This is a genomic window from Sphingomonas sp., from assembly GCF_017304635.1.
Taxonomy (GTDB): Bacteria; Pseudomonadota; Alphaproteobacteria; order Sphingomonadales; family Sphingomonadaceae; genus Sphingomonas.
On record NZ_JAFKMA010000001.1, the window covers coordinates 419,070 to 437,896 of the forward strand.

The 18,827-nt window shown below is 59.1% G+C and carries 17 protein-coding genes; 5 read left to right on the forward strand and 12 right to left on the reverse strand.

The features are described from left to right. Positions 1-278: 278 nt before the first annotated feature. Positions 279-884 (forward strand): hypothetical protein, encoded by a 606-nt coding sequence (locus tag J0I47_RS02080; protein WP_294044780.1) that lies wholly within the window; start codon positions 279-281, stop codon positions 882-884. 60 nt (positions 885-944) lie between these two features. Here J0I47_RS02080 and J0I47_RS02085 read toward each other — a convergent pair whose 3' ends face one another. Together J0I47_RS02085 and J0I47_RS02090 are read right to left on the reverse strand one after the other, a co-directional pair. Further along, the gene (locus tag J0I47_RS02085; RefSeq protein WP_294044781.1) at positions 945-1,862 is read right to left on the reverse strand and encodes an ImmA/IrrE family metallo-endopeptidase; all 918 of its coding nucleotides are present in this window, start codon (positions 1,860-1,862) and stop codon (positions 945-947) included. Next, positions 1,859-2,242 carry a helix-turn-helix transcriptional regulator gene (locus J0I47_RS02090; protein ID WP_294044782.1) on the reverse strand — a complete coding sequence of 128 codons (384 nt, stop codon included), beginning with the start codon at positions 2,240-2,242 and terminating at the stop codon, positions 1,859-1,861. The genes J0I47_RS02085 and J0I47_RS02090 overlap by 4 nt, the downstream gene beginning before the upstream one ends. Before the next feature lie 164 nt (positions 2,243-2,406). Here J0I47_RS02090 and J0I47_RS02095 point away from each other — a divergent pair, with 164 nt between their 5' ends. The 3 genes from J0I47_RS02095 (at position 2,407) to J0I47_RS15750 (ending at position 5,248) form a co-directional block, all read left to right on the forward strand. Then, complete coding sequence (locus J0I47_RS02095) at positions 2,407-3,519, forward strand: multiubiquitin domain-containing protein (RefSeq protein ID WP_294044783.1); 1,113 nt, start codon at positions 2,407-2,409, stop codon at positions 3,517-3,519. Beyond that, the gene (locus J0I47_RS02100; RefSeq protein ID WP_294044784.1) at positions 3,516-4,919 is read left to right on the forward strand and encodes a ThiF family adenylyltransferase; all 1,404 of its coding nucleotides are present in this window, start codon (positions 3,516-3,518) and stop codon (positions 4,917-4,919) included. The genes J0I47_RS02095 and J0I47_RS02100 overlap by 4 nt, the downstream gene beginning before the upstream one ends. Positions 4,920-5,005: 86 nt before the next feature. Further along, positions 5,006-5,248, forward strand: coding sequence for a DUF6527 family protein (locus J0I47_RS15750; RefSeq protein ID WP_366809845.1), 243 nt, complete (start codon positions 5,006-5,008; stop codon positions 5,246-5,248). A 195-nt stretch (positions 5,249-5,443) separates the two neighbouring features. Here J0I47_RS15750 and J0I47_RS02105 read toward each other — a convergent pair whose 3' ends face one another. Genes J0I47_RS02105 through J0I47_RS02120 form a run of 4 tightly spaced genes read right to left on the reverse strand, consistent with a single transcriptional unit; the run spans position 5,444 to position 10,874 of the window. Continuing rightward, the gene (locus J0I47_RS02105) at positions 5,444-6,394 is read right to left on the reverse strand and encodes a hypothetical protein (protein ID WP_294044785.1); all 951 of its coding nucleotides are present in this window, start codon (positions 6,392-6,394) and stop codon (positions 5,444-5,446) included. Then, positions 6,391-8,406 (reverse strand): hypothetical protein, encoded by a 2,016-nt coding sequence (locus tag J0I47_RS02110; RefSeq protein ID WP_294044786.1) that lies wholly within the window; start codon positions 8,404-8,406, stop codon positions 6,391-6,393. The genes J0I47_RS02105 and J0I47_RS02110 overlap by 4 nt, the downstream gene beginning before the upstream one ends. Before the next feature lie 6 nt (positions 8,407-8,412). Next, the gene (locus J0I47_RS02115) at positions 8,413-9,426 is read right to left on the reverse strand and encodes a hypothetical protein (protein ID WP_294044787.1); all 1,014 of its coding nucleotides are present in this window, start codon (positions 9,424-9,426) and stop codon (positions 8,413-8,415) included. Continuing rightward, a complete protein-coding gene (locus tag J0I47_RS02120) occupies positions 9,423-10,874 on the reverse strand; it encodes a hypothetical protein (RefSeq protein ID WP_294044788.1) in 1,452 nt (483 codons plus the stop codon). Before J0I47_RS02120 ends, J0I47_RS02115 begins: the two co-directional genes overlap by 4 nt. A gap of 491 nt (positions 10,875-11,365) precedes the next feature. Here J0I47_RS02120 and J0I47_RS02125 point away from each other — a divergent pair, with 491 nt between their 5' ends. Then, positions 11,366-12,688 carry a site-specific integrase gene (locus J0I47_RS02125; RefSeq protein ID WP_294044789.1) on the forward strand — a complete coding sequence of 441 codons (1,323 nt, stop codon included), beginning with the start codon at positions 11,366-11,368 and terminating at the stop codon, positions 12,686-12,688. A 91-nt stretch (positions 12,689-12,779) separates the two neighbouring features. On the opposite strand, the gene J0I47_RS02130 is transcribed toward J0I47_RS02125, so the two are convergent. The 6 genes from J0I47_RS02130 to J0I47_RS02155 all read right to left on the reverse strand — a co-directional run bounded on the left by J0I47_RS02130 (position 12,780) and on the right by J0I47_RS02155 (position 18,811). Further along, positions 12,780-13,616 (reverse strand): DUF3883 domain-containing protein, encoded by an 837-nt coding sequence (locus J0I47_RS02130; protein ID WP_294044790.1) that lies wholly within the window; start codon positions 13,614-13,616, stop codon positions 12,780-12,782. Positions 13,617-13,652: 36 nt separating this feature from the next. Then, the gene (locus tag J0I47_RS02135; RefSeq protein WP_294044791.1) at positions 13,653-14,537 is read right to left on the reverse strand and encodes a nucleotidyl transferase AbiEii/AbiGii toxin family protein; all 885 of its coding nucleotides are present in this window, start codon (positions 14,535-14,537) and stop codon (positions 13,653-13,655) included. Next, positions 14,530-15,207 (reverse strand): type IV toxin-antitoxin system AbiEi family antitoxin domain-containing protein, encoded by a 678-nt coding sequence (locus J0I47_RS02140; protein WP_294044792.1) that lies wholly within the window; start codon positions 15,205-15,207, stop codon positions 14,530-14,532. The genes J0I47_RS02135 and J0I47_RS02140 overlap by 8 nt, the downstream gene beginning before the upstream one ends. A 262-nt stretch (positions 15,208-15,469) precedes the next feature. Next, a complete protein-coding gene (locus J0I47_RS02145) occupies positions 15,470-16,360 on the reverse strand; it encodes a plasmid partitioning protein RepB C-terminal domain-containing protein (RefSeq protein ID WP_294044793.1) in 891 nt (296 codons plus the stop codon). A gap of 7 nt (positions 16,361-16,367) precedes the next feature. Then, positions 16,368-17,246, reverse strand: coding sequence for a plasmid partitioning protein RepB C-terminal domain-containing protein (locus tag J0I47_RS02150; protein ID WP_294044794.1), 879 nt, complete (start codon positions 17,244-17,246; stop codon positions 16,368-16,370). Next, the gene (locus tag J0I47_RS02155; RefSeq protein ID WP_294044795.1) at positions 17,243-18,811 is read right to left on the reverse strand and encodes a recombinase family protein; all 1,569 of its coding nucleotides are present in this window, start codon (positions 18,809-18,811) and stop codon (positions 17,243-17,245) included. The genes J0I47_RS02150 and J0I47_RS02155 overlap by 4 nt, the downstream gene beginning before the upstream one ends. Between the last annotated feature and the right edge of the window lie 16 nt (positions 18,812-18,827).

Below are 18,827 nucleotides of genomic sequence, written 5' to 3' on the forward strand. Positions count from 1 at the left end.
CGCGGAGCGCCTGTCTCCTTGAATTTACCAGTACCGTCACCCCATAATGGGCCTGACGGTATTGAAATCTCCATTAACATGTTGAAAAATAAGACAATATTCTATTGTTGATGCCGGAAACCTCGTTGACGGTATCGGCGGCTAAGCGATTGAAAAGATTGGCTGTTGTCCTAAGCTGTCCGTTGATACCGTGACGTTCCTGGCCCTTACTTTTTATGCCGTGCGGCCGAAACCTCGTGCTTGCTACATTTCCTCTCACGGCAAATGGACATCGTCGCATGAACGAGCGCGCAAGACCCCTATCGAAGATCGTCGACTACGATCGGTCGCCGTTTGGTCGAGATCCCGCTATAGTCCCGCTGATCTCGGGTGATGGTGCGCGCGCCTATTATCGCGTCGGCTATCTCGCCTGCGCGCAGGATACGGCTGCCGATTTGCGCGGACGGCGCGGAGCCAATGCCTCGGCGATGCCCGTGCTCTTCCTCTTTCGCCATTATGTCGAGCTAGCCTTGAAGGACATTCTCGCTGCGGCTGGTGCGTTCGCCATCGAGCTTGTCGATAGGAAATTCGGCCACGATCTTGATGCACTTTGGCAGGAGGCCGGCAAGGTTTTCGATAATTTCGGGTGTCAGCCGACTGAAGAACATTGTTCCCTGATCACCGAATTGATCGAGCTAGACGGGCGGGCAGACGCTTTTCGTTACGCACTCGACAAGCGGGACCAGAGACAATTCGAGAGGATCGGCAGCGTGAATCTCGACACGCTGGTTCGTGCGATCGATTCAACCTCCACGCTATTCGAGCGATTACTCGATAAGATGGAGGAAACAGAGACCGAAATGGACGAAATGATCACCGAAGCCATCGCGCGTGACCCATATTGATCTAGCCACGCATGTCGAAATCGATCCAACTTCTCCATGTGGGCGCCAAAAAGATTTTGGTTAAGCTGCAGATAATAGGAGCGTCGTCTGCCGAGCTTTCCTCAACGCATGAACCAAGATGAAGACTTGGTGGGTCTGGGTGAACGATTCGGCGATACATTCATGACGATCGCCATTTCGATCGATCAATACCACCTCTCGCTTACCCGACGATTTACGCCCGGCCAACGGGATGAGGCGGCCAAACTGGTCGTCGGGGGTATAAATCGATGCCCAAGCACACTCACCAAAGGTGGAGAGGAAACTGCTTGATGCAATGACGCGGCGGAGCGTGGCGCGAAAGCCATCGCCCTCGATTAACTCAGGTGGATTGAGCACCAACACTACGCAACAGCGTTCATTTTTCGACACATACTGACGGATGCAAGAATAGAGTGAAGCATCGAATTGCTTAGCGAGGCGGATCGGTGTCCAAATCTCAAACTTGAGATCTGCCGCCATGTGATGAAAGGTGTCATTCTGGAATAGCACTTCCGAAGCGAAAACATTTGCCTCGCGATCGAACAGTTCAGCCGCCTCAGGATCGAGCGCTTTGTCACAATCCTCCACGAGCTTGTACATGACCCTCTGCCATGGCAGGAAACCGTGGCCGGCTTCGTGGAGGGTAACAAAGCGCTTCTTCACCGGCATTAGAAGTTGGTCGAGAAAGATCAGACCGGCGGCCGCGTCGAACAGCCCTATGACCTTCGACAGCGCGCGCTTGAGCGCATCGCCCGCTTTCATGCGCATCTTTGTGAGGAAGCCCTCGTTAAGAACGTCCTCTTTGACCTCTTCTACCTTGGCCACGGCCAGGATGTCTTTGATCGGCGTTGGGAGGACGCCGAGCGCGCCTGCTTCGCGTAGCGCGCGCTCGGCTTCAGTTCGGACCTTCGCCAGCTGACCGGGGGTCAGGCTGCAATCGTCTGGCCGACGCGTCATTTATTACGCTGCCACCGGATATACGCGAGATGGTCCATTAACGCTTGCTCCTCGTCGGCACTAAGATTTTCGATCGAGAAGGTTGCGGCCTTCCCATGCTTTGCACCCTCCGCACGGTCACTGTTGGGCGCGATATATCCCGCACGCTCCATCAAAGTCTCATAGGGCACGGTTAAAGCCGTCGACAGGGCATACAAAATGTGCGGCGAGGGCTTATTGATCTTGCCGGTCTCAAGCTGGCTTAAATAGGCGTTGCTGACTTCCTTTCCCGTCGCTTCCTCGACGTCCCTGAGTGAGAGATCGAGACCAAGCCGAACACTTTTGAGATATCGGCCCAGTCCCTCCGGCCTCCCCGCATTTGTGTCTGCTTCATCACTCATCTGGCCTCCTTGCTGAAAGTCGGACGCAGAATCCGACACATGACTCCTAGCCAAGACCGCTAAATATGTCAAGCGATGCTAAGTTTATGCTTGACGTTCTTAGCAATGCTCGGCGATATTAGCGGAACCGGCAAAGGAGCCGGCAACGCCCTGGAGGCATATTGATGTCCGATATTGCAGAGGCCGCGCTCCGCCGCGGAGAAGACCGTTACCGCATCGAGGTCGCCGACGAATCGCTGGCCTTTCGTTCCATTTCCATCGATGATTTGACGCCGACCGGCGAGCAGCTTGCCCGCGCGGCAGGCTTCAAGCCGCCAGACGGCGCCGTGGTGCTCCAGATGCTCGCGGACGGTGCGCTCGAGTCGATCCGTCCGGAGGAGGTGGTCGAGCTTCGCCATCAGGACGGGCGCTTCGTCATCGTCGCAAGCGATCGTCTCTATTTCCTGACGATCGACGGTCAGCGATACGACTGGCCGTGCCGCATCATCAGTGGCGGCCTGCTCCGCAAGCTTGGCGCTGTGCCGCGCGAGAAGGCGATCTATCTCGAGCGGATCGATCATCCTGATCGGCCGATCGGCGACCATGACTTGGTCGATCTCGATCGCGATGGCATCGAGTCGTTCATCACGCGCAAGGCGATCTGGAAGCTCAACGTGCATGGCGTCGTGATCGACGTGCCCACGCCGACGATCGCAGTTCGCGCGGCGATGGAGCAGGCCGGGTTCGATACCACCAAACCCTGGTACATCTTCTTCAAGGTCGTTGGGGAAGTGAAGCGGGAGGTCGATCTTGACACTATCCTCGACCTCGAGACGCCGGGGATCGAGAAGCTCAGGCTAACGCCCAAGAATGTCGATAACGGCGAGGCGCCCCCGGCGCCTCGCCGCGACTTTGCGCTGCTCGATATCGACACCGCTTATCTCGATCGCCTCGCGCTCAAGTGGGAAACGATCGTCGAAGGCGGTCGCCGCTGGCTACTGATCCGGAACTTTGCGGTGCCTGGCGGCTATACGGTGGCGCACACCATGCTCGCCCTCGAAATCCCGTCTGGCTATCCAGGCGCCGCGATCTACGGCTTCTATGCCTATCCGCCGCTGGCGCTCTCTTCGAACCGGGAGATCGCGAGCACACAGCTCCGTGGCATCCTGCTCGGCGTAGAGTTCCACGGCTGGTCGCGATATCGTGGGCCGGCCGCACCTTGGAACCCCGTGACGGACAATGTTATTACCCAGCTCGGGCTCGTCGAGGCGGCGTTGGTGAAGGAGGTCGGGGAATGATGCCCGCCTCGACCCTTGCCTTCACCGGTGTCGTGCACCGTGAACTGAAATCCCACCTTTTTCCCGGCGACGGCCGCGAGGCCGCCGCCATCCTGCTCTGCGCCTGCACGCCCGGGCCGCGCTTGAGGCTACTGGTGCGGGAGGTCATCCCGGTGCCCCATGCAGCGTGCGGGCGGCGCGAGCGCGATGCGATCAGCTGGCCCGGCTATTATATCGAACAGGCGATCGACCGCGGCGAGGCGGAGGGGCTCGCGATCATCCTCCTGCACTCTCATCCTGGCGGCTTGTTCGCCTTTTCGGATGTCGACGATCAAAGCGACCGCGCCACTATCCCGTGCCTGTTCCAAGCTTATGGCGACAGGCATGGTTCGGCGGTCATGACGCCGAACGGCGCCGTCCGGGCGCGGCTCTACGAACCGGATATGATGATCCGCCCGATTGACCTCGTCACCAGCGCGGGGGACGATATCCATTTCTGGTGGTTGGATGACAAAGCGCTGATTGCCCCTGCCGTCCGGCCCGTCGCCTTTACCGGCGGGATGTCGGCTGAGTTGCGAAGGTTGCACGCGATTTTCGTCGGCGTGTCGGGCACTGGTTCGATCCAGGCCGAGCAAGCAGCACGTCTCGGCTTCGGCGCGGTGACACTGATCGATTTCGACAAGATCGAACGCAAGAACCTCAACCGTATCCTGAACACTTCAATCGCCGATGCCGAAGCGGGGCGCCTCAAGGTCGACGCGTTCGCTGGGGCCATCACGGCTTATCGAGGCGCAGACGTCGCCAAGCCGATCACCGCGTCGATCAACACGCGCGAAGCCGTGCTCGCGGCCAGCCAGGGCGACATTTTATTCTGTTGCGTCGATACGCTGGAAGCCCGGCATATCGCTGATCTCATAGCCGCTGCATTCCTCATGCCGCTGTTCGATGTCGGCGTTGTCATTCCCGTCCGGCGGGCTGGAGATGGATTCGCAATCGCTGATGCAGTTGGGCGTATCGACTACGTCCAGCCCGGTGGCGCCACGCTCGGTGATCGCAAAGTCTACACCCCTGAATCCTTGCGCGCCGAATATCTCCGGCGGGTCGCGCCCGATGCTCATGCACAGGAGCTTGAAGCCGGCTATATCAAGGGCGCAATCGAAGAGGCACCGGCAGTGATCACCCTAAATATGCGGGCCGCTTCAGCCTGCATGAACGAGTTCATCCTGCGCGCCTATCCGTTCCGGCTCGAACCGAACCGTGGTTATGCGCGCACGCGGTTCAGCCTGGCCGCGTGCGACGAAGAGCATTTCGCCGAGGACGATTTCGAAGTTGGAGCGAATCCGATTCTCGGCCGGGGCGCCCTCGAACCTCTCTTGGGGCTGCCTGCCCTTGCAGCGCTGAAGTCGGCGGGGGCTCGATGAACCTGCGACGCTGGTGGCGGAACACCAAAGAGCGGCTGCTTCCCCGTCGCCGATTGCAGATCATTGAAGGGGATACGCTGCCGGCGATGCTGCCGCGCCGTGACCTGGTGGTTGCGCGCCATGATCAGGAGGATTGGAGCGTCGGCTTGCGTTGCCCCTGCGGGTGCGGGGAGACGATCGAACTCATGCTCTTGCCCGAGGTCAGGCCGCGTTGGTCCTTGACGCTCGATCAACTCGATCGCCCCAGCCTGTCACCGTCCGTATGGCGGCGGACTGGCTGCCGGTCCCATTTCTGGCTTCGTTGTGGGCGGGTGACCTGGTGCGAATGAATGGCGTCGGATTGAGTATTACGTGCCGGCGGTAAACGTCGATCCTATCGGAGGAGACGTTTACTTGAGGGGGCCGTGTTTCATGCAACGCCTTTGCTGATCGCGCTGGCAATCTCGACCTGCTGATATTCTGAAACCAGGTCTTCTGCGTCCGTGCTATGTGCAAGTGAGGTCGTTTGGATGCGAGCGTTTTCATCAGATGACGATGGGATAGATCCAGGAGCGCCCGACGCCTTTCGTGGTTTCACGGTGATAGCTACTGCAGTTAGGAAAGATGATGCTTGCAGCATCGCCCACCAGATTGCGCAGATAGAAGAGGCCAAATCCTACTGCCTGGGGTTTGGTAGCGAGCGGCGCCAGATACAAGTTTGTGAGCTTGCGCTGCCCATTTAGGCCGCCAAGCGCATCGAGCAGCGACCCGGCTACGACATAGGGGTCGTTGGCGCTCGTGTAGAAATCATCGCCAGCTGCTCTCGGCCGCTCAGACCAGATGCGGTCCAGCCGGAGTAGGCTCTCATGGTACATGTCGGCGCTGAGTGAGGGAAAACTGTGAAGCTGGACGGGCCGTGCGCTCTCCTTCACCCGCAGAACATGGGAGATGAGGTGATGGTCATAACCGACACCCAAGATGAGTATGTCGCCCGACATGTCATTGTCATGCGCACCGATATAGCCCGAAACCGACCGCACTTGGACATCCTCGCCCATTGAAAAGCGCGTATCCGCTTTTCGCGCATATTGTTCGGGTTCAGTATAGAGGAGATCATATTCCCGAACTCCCTTTGAGCGAAGCCAGGCCATTAGGTAGAGGATTTGCGGTCTCATGAGGCCGGTGATGTCAACACATAGTCGGCGATCCGTCTCAGGATCATAGCCGCACGCCTCCATCCCCTGGATGACGACCTCTGCTTCGGTCCCGGCATCAAGCAGATGGGCATTGGACAGATGGGAAATCTCATCTGGCCTGTAGCCATATTCGGGAATCACCCACCAGGCATTCCGGCGGGCGGTAAGCTTTTCGAAGACCTTCTGGACTCGCGCGCTCTCATTGTAGGCCGAGATGACGAGATCCCAGTCGCGCTGCGCGCGCTCGAGCGGCAGCTTCGCGTCAAGCAGTGCCGCGACCATATCTGCGATGGCTGTCATTGGTCGAACAATTCTCCGGCCAGCCGGGTATCGGCGCTGCCCAACGGCGCGATCATCGCCTCCACGCGCTGCTTAAAGAGGGCGGGCAGCCGGTCCCTGAGATCAGGATCGAAGATGGCATTTGCGAATTCGGTGCCGAGTTCCATGCTGCCGCGCCGATGCTCGGAAATCTCCCATTTTGGCGCCAGCATCGGGCCAAGTTGATATTTCAGATCGAGATTGCGATTGTTCTTATTTCTTCGCGGCTCCTTGAGGCGGATCAGATAAGACCAGTTCTCCGAAATCATGAGGACTTTGCGGCTGTTCGGCGTCAGGGAGTCGCTGGCCACACTGAAGGTACAAAGATCACATTCCGAAGGCACGTTACTAAACCGTACCGTCCGGAATAGAATTGCCAAGCTTTCCACAGCCTCCCTTACGAGCATCCCATCGCTGTCGGGCTGAGCATCCTCCCAAAACCATGCGGCGCCGTCGCGGACACCCTCGGTTTGAGATCGAATTGAGATTATGCCGCCCGCGAAAGGCTTCTCGCCGGCGAACTGGGAACGGCGGTAGATATATTTGAGATTGGTGAGGAGGTTACGAGGAATGCCTTGGGACAGATCGACCAATGTGTTGAAGCCGCTATAAGGCACGCGTTTCCTGAAGTCGCGATACAGCTGTGCCAGAATATCGGAGTCGAAATGCGCGATGAGCTGTGAGAGTTCGCGGGCATCCTCTCGCCGACCGTTGAGCAAAGCGCGAGCCTGCGCAGCGGCGCGTTGCGCCAACTCGACGGCTTCATCTGAGGTGCGTGGTCTGCGCTTACGGAAATAGAAGACGGCGGCTTTCTCGAGATAGAAATTCTCGGGGATCTCCATCTCTGCGAGAATATCGTCTGCCACTTCGGGTGTGATGCCGCGTATTCTAAGAAGGTCGCTTTTGAGCCGCTGGAGATAGGGGCGCAGCCGGCTCGGATCGGATCCTGAGACGAGATCCTCTGTAGCGGCCCGCCAATAGTCGCGGCTATCCAACTGCGCAAACTGTCGCGCAATGACTGCATCGCCTTCGGCGCCTGGACTTAAGCTCTCGAGTCGCTTCGCAACGAGCTTCGTCACAAGATGCTCATAATCCTTGCGTCTTTCGCGCAGTAGATTGTCCAGCTCTACCCGTTCGTACTCCGCATCGCGCTTTATGGGCTCGCCCGAGCCCAGCGTATCATAGGTCTTGATGCCGTAGAGCCGCGCGCCGAGCTTGATCGTCGCATTGCCCCAACGATAGCGGATCAATGAATTTAGGTAGCGTTGCTGACCGGCGGAAAAATTCTCTAACTCGTCGATCAGATAGACGATCAGGATCCCGCCCAATCCCGGCACCAGCTGGGTCATTAGCGCCGGAATGCCGAACACCAGGCGGCCCGTCGAGAAGGTGATGCGTACATCGTCCAGCGTCCCAGATAGCGACGCGTTATTCACCGCATAATCGATACCCTTTCTCGCGCGCGTGAGATAGGCGAGCATAGTCTCGATCGAATCGAACTCGCCGGACATGTCGAGGTCGAACAATTCTCCAACCTGGCTTGCGAAGGCCTGCTCATCGAAACCTTCAAGGCCTTCATCGACATAATCCCGCAGGATACCAATCAGGCTCGTCGCCAGCCAAAGCTCAAAATAGGTGCCGTAGATCGGTGTCCAGAATTCATCAGTGTGACCTTTGCCGGCGAACTTGTCGATATTGAGCCCGTCGGCTCGTACATAGACACCCATGAAGCCATCTTCTTCGATGGCTCGGCGAAGATCGCCGCCACGACGCATGGCTTGGACCGGCGCCGAGATATAGCGCATGAGGTGTGTTTTTCCGCTACCCTTTCCGCCCAGCAGAAGCATCGGCATCCGCAATGTCGGTTTGAGAATGCCCAGGAGGCCTCCTGGGGAATCTGCGAGATCGACCCATAGCTCGGCGATCTCTTTATCGGAGAAATCCGAAGCCTTGTTCAGGTCGAACGGATTATCGTGTGTGCGGCGACCTTGCATGGATCCTCAAAGCTTGGCGTAACGGCGAAATGCTGGGAACCAGGACACGCCTGCACCATCCTCACGCCAGATCACGGGTAGCGTATTGTCGGGTGTGTTGTGATGGAAGCCGAGAAGTAGCTGCGCATCGTTAAAGCCGCAGGGATGCTTCGGCCAGAGCAGCGCGCCGTACGTGCGAACCATCATCCGAAGCTGATCACCGTTGATATGCGGCGGCGCGGCATGAAGATAGCGAGACGTCGGAGACAGGCACCGATAGGTTTCGTCAAGCTCGAAAACCGCAGCACAGCGCTCGCCGAATACTGACTCTGTCCGCACTCGATCGAGCCCATCTTGAAGCGCGAACATCGCGAGGTAGTAGAGCTTTGCGTCGGGTTTTAGCTCAAGAAGATTGGCGAGCGCATTCTTGGAATAGGAAATGGCAGTTCTCGCGGACCCGCAGACATCATCGATGAACACGTACCGGTCGATATCGGGATTGCCCAGCGTAGGCACGGTCGTACCGTCCGGAAGATAGGACCTCGCGAACATGGCCGTCGCGTCCATAAACTGCGCTTTGCTCAGCCCATTCTCCTGGCGAAAGTAATAAAGAAGATGGACGCCGCTCTCGGAGGGGTTGCCAACTCCCAGAAACCGGGTGCGCTGGAGAGCCAGCTCAACCGCCGGCACGATCAATGCAGCATCGCGCGTTCCCCCAAGGCTTGCACGAACCTCCTGGATTAAGGGCGCCATGAACAGGTCGCGAAAAACAGATTGTAGCAGCACACGGGTTTCGATGCTCCCAACGTACAGAAACTGCGAGAGCAGGAAGAGCGCATGAAGCCGCTCAGTATCGACGTCAATGCCGCTGCGACCGTCGAAATTGGCCAGCCAATGTTCGACATCCGGCCAGCGATTGCGTCCTTCCCACGCCCGCTCGTTAAGGATCGTGATACGTCGCCGTAACATCTCCCACGTGTCCTCGGGCGTCACCTCTGCCCCGTCGGGGAGGATGCCATTGAGCTCCTCCAGAATGCTCATCGTGTCTGGCTAGCCTTCCTGAGCACGAGCACCCATTCGCTGACAATTACACCAGCCGTGGCAGCTCTTCGGGTGATGAGACCACGTGAACGAATGTCGTCGATGACGACGAGTTTGGTTTCCATGCCCATCTCTTCGAGTATGAATCGAAGATATTCGGATGAAGGGAATCGCTGCCCGCAGACCGTATTGTCACCGATCACGAGAACCATGTAGCCGCCCTGCTTGAGAACGCGCACGCTTTCGCAGAGCGCGGAGCGCATCTCGACCAGATAGTTTGCGCAAATGGCGGCGCGAAGTGCGTTCTTGTTGGAGATCACTTCCAGCAGTTGTTCGGCTTCGGGGATGCCCGTCTGGGGTCGGGTAAGGACGTCAGCCTTCGGGAAATGTTCGCGCCCGATCGTTCGGCGTTCAAGCGCGGTTAGGCCTCGACTACCAGCAAGCCCGAGCCAACCGAGGCTGAGACTTGTCGCGCGAACATATTTCTGGGCACCGGCATAAGGCGGTGACGTCAGAACTAGGCCAACCGATCCGTCAGCAAGAGGATTTCCGTCTGCGCCCTTCAAGGATCTGGCGTCGTCGCCTGCACAATCGATGCGTACTGGCACGCCGGCTGGGAGCAGTCGGTCCAGCTCACGAAACCGTTGCCTATTTACTTCCAGCCCTTGAATGAACGTCTCGAGGACATTCCGCGACCGCACCTCACCTTTGTCGTGGCGACGAACCGGGACTGAGAAGCGCGGGTCTGCGTGGCTCACTTTGCGCGCTGTGGCTGAGAAAGTGGTCTGGAGCAGGGGCCGCAGATGCGCATCGGCAACTTGGTCGATTGCTGCGCGCAAGCGTACCAGCGCACGTATGGTTGCCTCGTCGTACCAGTGGTCAAGGTTCACGACATCGGGCTTGGAACGCGCTCTGATCCGAGAAAAGGCATGCCTAATTGTCGACGCGGCTGCTGCTATTGCTTCGTCATCAAGACGGGCAACCTTTGTGGTCGTGATCAGCTTGGCGAGCGGGTTTACGTCGGCATGGATTGCCCGCCGACCGGAGAGCACGGCTTCCAGCGGCACGGTTCCCGCGCCAGCGAACGGATCAAGAACCACATCGTCCCGTGACGCCAGTAGTTTTGATGCTAGGAAAAAATGCGCTATCTGCGGCAGTAGTTTTGCCGGGTACGAATGAAGGTAGTGGGTGCCCCGTTCACCGACCTTAATCCAGGGTACGAGCTCTCGGAAAGATACCGGGATGGATCGTCGATCACCGTTAAAGCGGCGGAGTAACTGCGCTACTGCCGGCCCGGTGTCGACCGGATAGGCCGAATCTTTTTCTGTCCGTAAAGGGGCGGTAGCCGCTTCAGAAGACAGTTCGCCCAGCCCGCTACAAATATATTCGCTGCCGCCGAGCGCCGTTGCGTCCACACCCATCCCCGATTTTATGGCCCCCATCGACATGACCGCTACACCCCAGCATGGCAGCTACATGGGTGAAGGTCCATCCCTGCCCGGATACGTCGCTCGGCGCGTCGGCCGTAGAGCGCGCATGACGTTTGCTCATTCTGGAGCTAAAAACGGATGTTGCGTACTTCGAGACCGCCGTTCACCGCCATAATCCTTGCGGAATCAGCCTACGCCTTGCAAATGCGGGAGAGAGTGCCTGAAACCGTTACGTCAGCTTTGGCGCGAAAAACGAAAAATGATTCGCACGGCCAGCGCAGTACTATGGGGCCATTATGGGGGCTACTTCAACAAGTCTGGTTGGTGTGCAGATCATTATACTTCCTAGCGAAAACGTCGCGCATGATAAGACGTTTGGCACGATGGATATAATTCAACCTGGACAGACTGATGTATTGGCTCCTGCCAGTAAGACGTAAAAAGAAACTGTAAATTCATTCCTCAGCTTCAGGTGCCCGGTTGAATTATGCTGCCGGGAGCCCATCGCCTTGCTAACTGAACATTCTATTAAACAACTGAAATCAAAAGGGAAAAACTACAAGGTTACAGATCGCGATGGACTCTATGTCCATGTCAGCAGGGCAGGGACGATGTCGTACAGGTTCGACTATCGCCTTAACGGTCGCCGGGAGACGCTCACCCTCGGCGTTCATGGGCCTTCCGGTCTCTCGCTTGCGCTCGCGCGCGAAAAGCTGGTCGATGCGAGACGCATGGTGGCCGCGGGGCGATCACCGGCCCAGGAAAAACAACGCGAGAAACGCCGGCTCAAAGGAGCGAAGACTTTCGGTGAGCATGCGGAGCGGTGGTTCGGGAAGTCCGGCATGGCTGACAGCACCCGCGCGATGCGTCGATCCATATACAACCGTGAGCTTCAGCCAGTCTGGGAAGGGCGCCATCTCGATGAAATCACACCCGACGACCTCCGCGCCCATTGTGCGAAGATCGTCGAGCGAGGTGCGCCGGCGACAGCCATTCATGTCCGCGACATCCTCAAACAGATCTATGCGCACGCCCGCTTGAATGGTGAGAAGGTAGCTAATCCGGCCGACGAAGTTGCGCCAACATCCATCGCCACGTTCGTGCCAAGGGACCGGTCACTTTCACCAGCAGAGATCTGCGTGATGCTGCGTGCGCTCGAGCTTGTGGCAACGATGCCAACCATAAAATTGGCACTGAAGCTCTATCTCTTGACCATGGTGCGAAAGAGCGAATTGCAGGATGCCAAATGGGACGAGATCGATTTCGAGAATGCCGTCTGGACCATCCCGAAAGAGCGGATGAAGGGTTCAAAGGCGCACAATGTGTATCTGTCGAGGCAAAGCATCGACATCTTGGTCGCGCTCAAAACCTGCTCGGGAATATCGCCTTACCTGCTGCCCAACCGAAATGAGCCGAGTGCGCCCATGTCCCGTGCGATTTTCAACCGCGTGACCCACGCGGTAGTGGAACGCGCCAAGCGAGATAAGCTTCAATTGGAACCCTTCACGGTTCACGATCTGCGAAGGACGGCGTCGACGCTGCTCAACGAACTTGGGTTTAATGGCGATTGGGTCGAGAAATGCCTCGCGCACGAGGATCGGCGATCTTCCCGCAGCATCTACAACAAGGCGGAGTATGAGCATCAACGTCGTCATATGATGCAGGAATGGGCTGACATTGTGGATGCTTGGGCGGCAGGCCAGAAGCGTGTACCTGTTCTCGCGCCGCCGACACCAACGCTTGATCTCGATCCTGCTATCTCACTCAAGGTCTATAGTGCGGCTGCGATCGCCCAAGCGCCGCCGTTTCGGGCGCGTCGGAGAAGAGCATAATTGCCGTCATCTGATACGGCGTCGTGTGATACGGCGTCGTGCGACACCGGCAGCAAATTTTCACCAAAAGCAGCCGTTTCGATAGCGGCCACTACATGAAGTTTGCCTGGAAGCTCGTCGCCATCAGCGAGACATGGGCTTCCAGTGGCGGCCGCAGCTCGAACGCGCGCGGCTCCCGCGCGAAACTCCACAATCGCACCAACCGCCAGTCGTGACGGTGTGTCTCGGCGACCGCGAGCTCGTTGCGCGTGATGTGAAACGGCGTCCGCTCCCAGCCATTGGTTGTCTTCACCTCGATCAGCCGATCACTGCCGTCGGGTTCGAAGCTGCGGATGTCATAGCCGGCACCGTCGCCATCGACATGCGACACCCAACGGATGCGCTCGGCCAGATCGGACCGGCCGGCGGCCAGCAGGCTGGCGCGTTCATGGGCAAGGACGCGCTCCTCGCCGGCGCGCCCAAGCGTCCGATTGCGTGCATCGCGCTCGGCGACATCGTACTTACGAGATATAGCGGTCATCTGCTCGAGTTCGTCGGGCGGAGGTGCGTTGCTATGTGTCGGCGGCGGTCCAATCCATAACATTGCTTCCTCCCGAAGCGCCGCCGCTGACGGGGTCATTGCCGCCCGTGCGGCCGGTGCGAGCCAATCGGGATGTCGATCGAGCCAACGCACTACCGCGTCGACAAGCGAGGCCTGAAAATTGAAGGCCGGCTTGTAGCCCGGGAGCCAGTCCTCCCCGAGGCCCTTGAGCACCGCGCTGATGTTCTGATGCTTGTATTCGATCGAACCCCGTGGGCGGCCGATTATCGCCTGCAGGAGACGGTTGTGTGTGGCCTTGCTATAGGAGCGTCCAACGATATCGTCAGCGAGCATCGCGAAATAGTCTGCGACGATCGCGTCGTTCTGCTCGTCGGTCCAGTCAGTCATTGCCGCGCCTGGTATGCTCAGCGAAATACGCTGAATTCAGGTAAGCGAGCATCTTTTTGATAATGCGCGGGCCGCCTCGGCACGCGGGCCAAGGAACGCGGCGAGCGTCGCGCACACATCCACGAGGCGCCCTGGATCCGCCCCGAGATCACGCTTGAACGCTTCCCATTGCTGGACCTTGGCGGGATCCTCGCCGAACTCGGGGGTGAGGCCATCGGGAAGTTGACCCGGAATCTCCGTGTTGCGGCGCTCGAACGTCGCTTTGATAGAGCGCACCAACCGATCGTCGTCGAACCGGAAACTGGTGGCCAGCAACCAGATGTCGTAGAAATCCTTCATGCGCGAGTTGGCGCGGCCAAGCAGGACCATTGCCTGAAACTTCTCGGCGATCACCGTCTCGCGGGCATAGGCTCGCAGCCTCGGCACGGGCTGGTCGAGTAGGACCGGATAATCGAGGAGTTCCGCGCCGGGTTCCAGCGCGTCGCCAAAACCGACGTCGATCGCAACCGGCACACGCGCTCCGCCGACATCGGCTGTGGCGCGCAGGCGAACACCGCCATAATCGAGCGCCTCGCGGATACGATCGACGCGTAGGTCGTCGGCTTTAAACGCGATCCCGTCTGCCACATCGATCGATAGAATATCGCGAAACGTCGCCAACATCGCGTCGGGGTCCGGATCGCCAAACGCGAGCAGGTCAAGGTCCCGCGTGGGACGTGCAGGATCATCGAACCAGGTGGTGAGAAGCATCGCGCCCTTGAGCACGAACCGCTCGGCATGGGCGGAGATGCTGAGCCGGTACAGGAGCCGCTCCAGCGCGAAGCGAACGAGGATCAGATCGAACGGCTGACCAGCCGCACGAGCCTGGTTGAGCAGCTTCGCACGGACGGAGGCGCCCAGGTTGGGACGCTTCTCAACCATCGATGGTCAGCACCTCGAGATAAGGGGCCATCAGCGACCAAGCGCCTCGCGAACGCGCGCATTCTGCAATCGCTGCGGGTGTTGTCCTGCGGAGTCGGAGCGCCTCACGCAGCGCCTCGACCGCGACGTTGAGCCCAACCGACTTACGATGGCGAAAGCAATCGACCAGCGTCCGGGTAATCGTGAACATGGGGACACTGACATTTTCGATCATGTGAGTTTCAGAGTCTGACCGTAGCAGCTTGTCAGACATCCGCACGATCCTGAGACGCGGCCCATGCTCGGCAGGAGGCCAGTCCTTGAGCCCGATCGCCATCCAGACCTTACGCGGCATCTGATCCGTTAGTCCGTGATAGGCGAGGGCGGAAGTCAGGCAGACCACGCCTTTCGGTACGCGCTTTGCAGCCTCGGCCAGATCGTGGTTGCTATCGATCTCCGCGTCGGCAAGCTGATAGAGTCCGCGCGAGAGACGCTGCACCGTGCCTTCGGAGAGCATTCGGGATATGATGGTGGCGGCTATTCCCTCCGCCGCAAGCTCGCCTGTGCGCATCATGCCATGCGTCGCGAGCAGGTCCCGCGCTCTCTCTGCCTGCGGCGAGCGGCTGTTATGTTTCCTCGGAGAGTTCTTCATGGATACCGAGGTATTATAACATTGCGCCAGATCGATCAAGCTCGGCGAAATTGAGGCTGGCGATCCGACCCGCAGGCTGGGTTGAAGAAGATGGAGCGCGCCGATCCGCCGCTCAGATCGGCGCGCTCCTGGAATTATCACGCCGCAAACGCGGTGTGCGGCCAGCCATATGACGGCTGACCTAGCGGGCTCCATGCGGGTTCGCCGCCATTCCCGCCACCGCCCTCGATCCGCCCCACGCGGCGGCTTCTCCGACGGTCCCGGCGCTTATGGGTCCCGGTCCCCCTTAACCCAGCCGTCCTCAGGCGGATGTCGACTGATCGAGTGAGGCCGCCTGAACAATCGCACGGAAATTCCCCAGGAACTCGGGATGCCGCCGCTCGAGAAAGCCCTCAATCTCGGGCTTGGAAAGCAGCCGTTCGAGAAAGCCCGATGCGACGACCAGCACCAGCATGTCGTCGCCGTAGGAGGCTTCGAGTTCCTTATAGTCTTCGCTCACCGACGCCATCTCTCGCTCGAGCCGCGCCATCTGCTCAGCTGAGAGGCCGGTCGCTTTCTTCAGTTCGTCGGGCTTGTGCAGATCGGCCGCCTTCGAGGTTGCGAGCAAAGCCTTGGCATAGCTCACGGTGTAGTTATTCGCCGAGACCATGAGTTCGGCCACCTCGAGCTGGCGAATGGGCTTCATCTTGCGAAGCTTCTGGAAGGCGTGATGTCCGACTGGCTTGTCCTTGAGCAACTCGGCCACATCCGGACTGATGCCCGCCAGAAGATGCCGCCGTTGACGGATGACCTTCACATCAACATTGAGCGCGCGGGCCAGCTTTTCCTCGGAAACGCCTCGATCGAGCGCGCGCACGATCATGTAGTGCTCCTGGATCGTCGCCAGCCGGTTCACCCGCTTATTGTAGGTGAACGACTCATCGTCGTCGGCGACAACGCAAGGCGCGTCGGCAGCGTCCAGAAACCGCAGGGCATCGAGCCGCATATGTCCGTCGAGCAGTAGGTAGCTGCCATTTTTCTGACGAGCGATCGAAAGTGGCTCTATCAATCCTACCTCCTGCACCGAGGCGGCGATCCGGCGGTATTTGACTGTGTCGCGTACACCCGCCGGCAAAGCCTTAGTCGGCAACAGGTCGGCGATCGGCAGGTTCAGGATCTTGCGCTCGAACGCAATCTTGACCAGATCCGCCATGCTAAACCTATGCCGGCCCGATGCGCTCGGCGAGCGCACGTGGCAATGTGCTGAGGCCCTCCGCCCGGAGCAGCGCCACAAAATGATCGTCGGCTAACAGACGGCGCAATGCGTTGGCCACGAACAGCAGCCTGCTCCGTGCGAGAGAAGCGCGCTTGATCAACAGCTTTTGCCGTTCTGTCTCGCGCTGATAGGCGCGGATCAGTCCTTCCGAGGTGACCGGTTTCTGGGCACGGCCAGGCCGCGCTCCCTGCTTATGAAGCTGCTTCCCGCTGGTGTTGCGCTGGTCGATGATCTTCCGGATCGCGAGCACCTGATTGCCCGGGATGGTCTTTTCCTCATAGGCTTGGGCCAGCGCCTGCTGGACTTCGCCATCCTTGGCCCGCGCGATTTCCATCGCGATCGTGTGCGGGATCACGCCGCGCTCGACCGCGGCAATCAGCTTTTCCTCACCATTCTCGAGCAGCAGGCAGATGGCGCTGACATATTCGACTGAGAAATCGACCTTGGCGGCGATCTCGGAATAGGAATAGCCGCGCGCACTAAGCGCGCCGATGGCGTGGACCAGTTCGAGCGGGCTATGCTGGCGGCGTGCCAGATTTTCGACGAGGCTCATGACGAAGCAGTCTTCCTCGATCGCATCGATCACGATGGCGGGGATCTCGGTCTGGCCAAGCGCCACGAACGCCTCGAGGCGTCCTTGACCGCAGACCAGATCGAAGCGGGCCTTTCCAGGCCGTTGGCTGACCGTGATCGGCTTCTTCAGGCCCAGATGGGCAATGCTGTTTACCAGCTCCTGGAATATCCGCTTGTTGCGGACACGAGGATTCAGCACCGTGATGTGGTCGACGGGAATCGACCGGATCTCAGGCGGCGGTGGGGTCACGCCGCTGCCTTCAGCGGAACGCGCCGCGACAGATCAAACAGTGCCTCCAGTGAGTCAAACCGATAGGCATCAAGGAGGATGCCGTTTTCTGGCGCCAGTCGCAGATTGGACGCGGAGCCGAAATCGAGCCAAGGCAGCAGGTAGTAGTCGCGGATGGCCAGGTTATCCGGCTCCATGCGTGCGACGATCGTGATGCTCGGGCGAAGCCCACTATCAAAGCGGACCTTCCAGCGTAGTGAGCCCGCCAACGTTTCGTGGCAGCGCGAGATTGCCAGCGACGCGCTGAACTCTTCGTTGATGTGGAGGAGATCGGTCACCGTATCGCGGCGGACCGATCCGCCGGCTTCGCCAATATCCGCAATCACCTGCGCGACGACATCAGGATGAAGCGCGCGGAGCGCTCGATTCATCTCGATGTACCGGTAATCCCTGGACGGGGCATAGCCGACCAGCTTGTAAGCCCGTACCAGGCTGCCGAAGCGATGTCGGAAGGTCGAGCTCGACGGCATGCCCTCAATTTCGTCAATGACGAGTCCCGAAAGCCATCCCTTCTCGGTCAGCAAGGCTGACAGCCGGCTGAGCAACTCCTCGTCCGAAAAGCGCCGGCTCCGCTCCTGAATAATGCGCTGGGCGGCCTCGAAGAAGTCGCGCTCCACGATCGCTTCGAACGCCCCATCACCGCGCACCCACATGTCGGGCGTGTTTACGACGCGCTTCGCCTTCAACTTGAAGGAGCCCCGGTTATAGACGTTGTTGCCGATGTACTTTTCGTTGGTCAGCACTTGGTGGACCGTTCCGCGCGTCCAAGGCCGGCCGAGATCGGTGAGAATCCCTTCGTCGTTCAGTGTCACCGCGATCTCTGTCTCGGTATGCCGCTGCACGACGAACATCCGATAGAGCCGGCGTACCATCTCGACTTCTTCAGGCGGGCCCGGCTTGAGAATGACCCGGTCGGTCTGTAGGCTCTTTTGCTCGCCCCGGTTGAGCACCGCCTTGGGCTGACGATGCTCATCAATGAGATAGCGCCGCAAACCAAAGCCAGCCGCACCGCCTTGCCGAAAGCCCAGCCGGATCAGCCGGCACTGGCCAGTGAAGACCTTAACGGAGAGCTCCCGGCTGTACTCGCCAGCCATAGCTCGCTTCATGCTCTTGATGATCGTCGCGCTCAGGCTACCATCGTTCTCGAATTGCTCTGCGCAATACTGGACAGTTATCCCGGCTTCGCGGCAGATGAATTCGTAATAGGCGCTCTCATCGGCGTCTTGGAAGCGGCCCCAACGGCTGACATCGTAGACAAGGATCGCCTTGAAGTCGGCTTGCCCGCTACGCACGTCGGCGATCAGCTGTTGAAGGGAAAGCCGACCATCAAGGCGTAGCCCGCTTTTGCCTGAGTCCTCGTAGGTCTTGACGATCTCAAAGCCGCGCCGAGCAGCATATTGCGCGATGATCTCGGCCTGATTCTCGGTCGAGTATTTCTGATGATCGGTCGACATGCGCACATACTGCGCGGCGCGGATCGGCGCGCGTGGCGTAGTTTCGACAGGAATGGACTCCGGCAAGCTCATCAGACCGAACTACTTT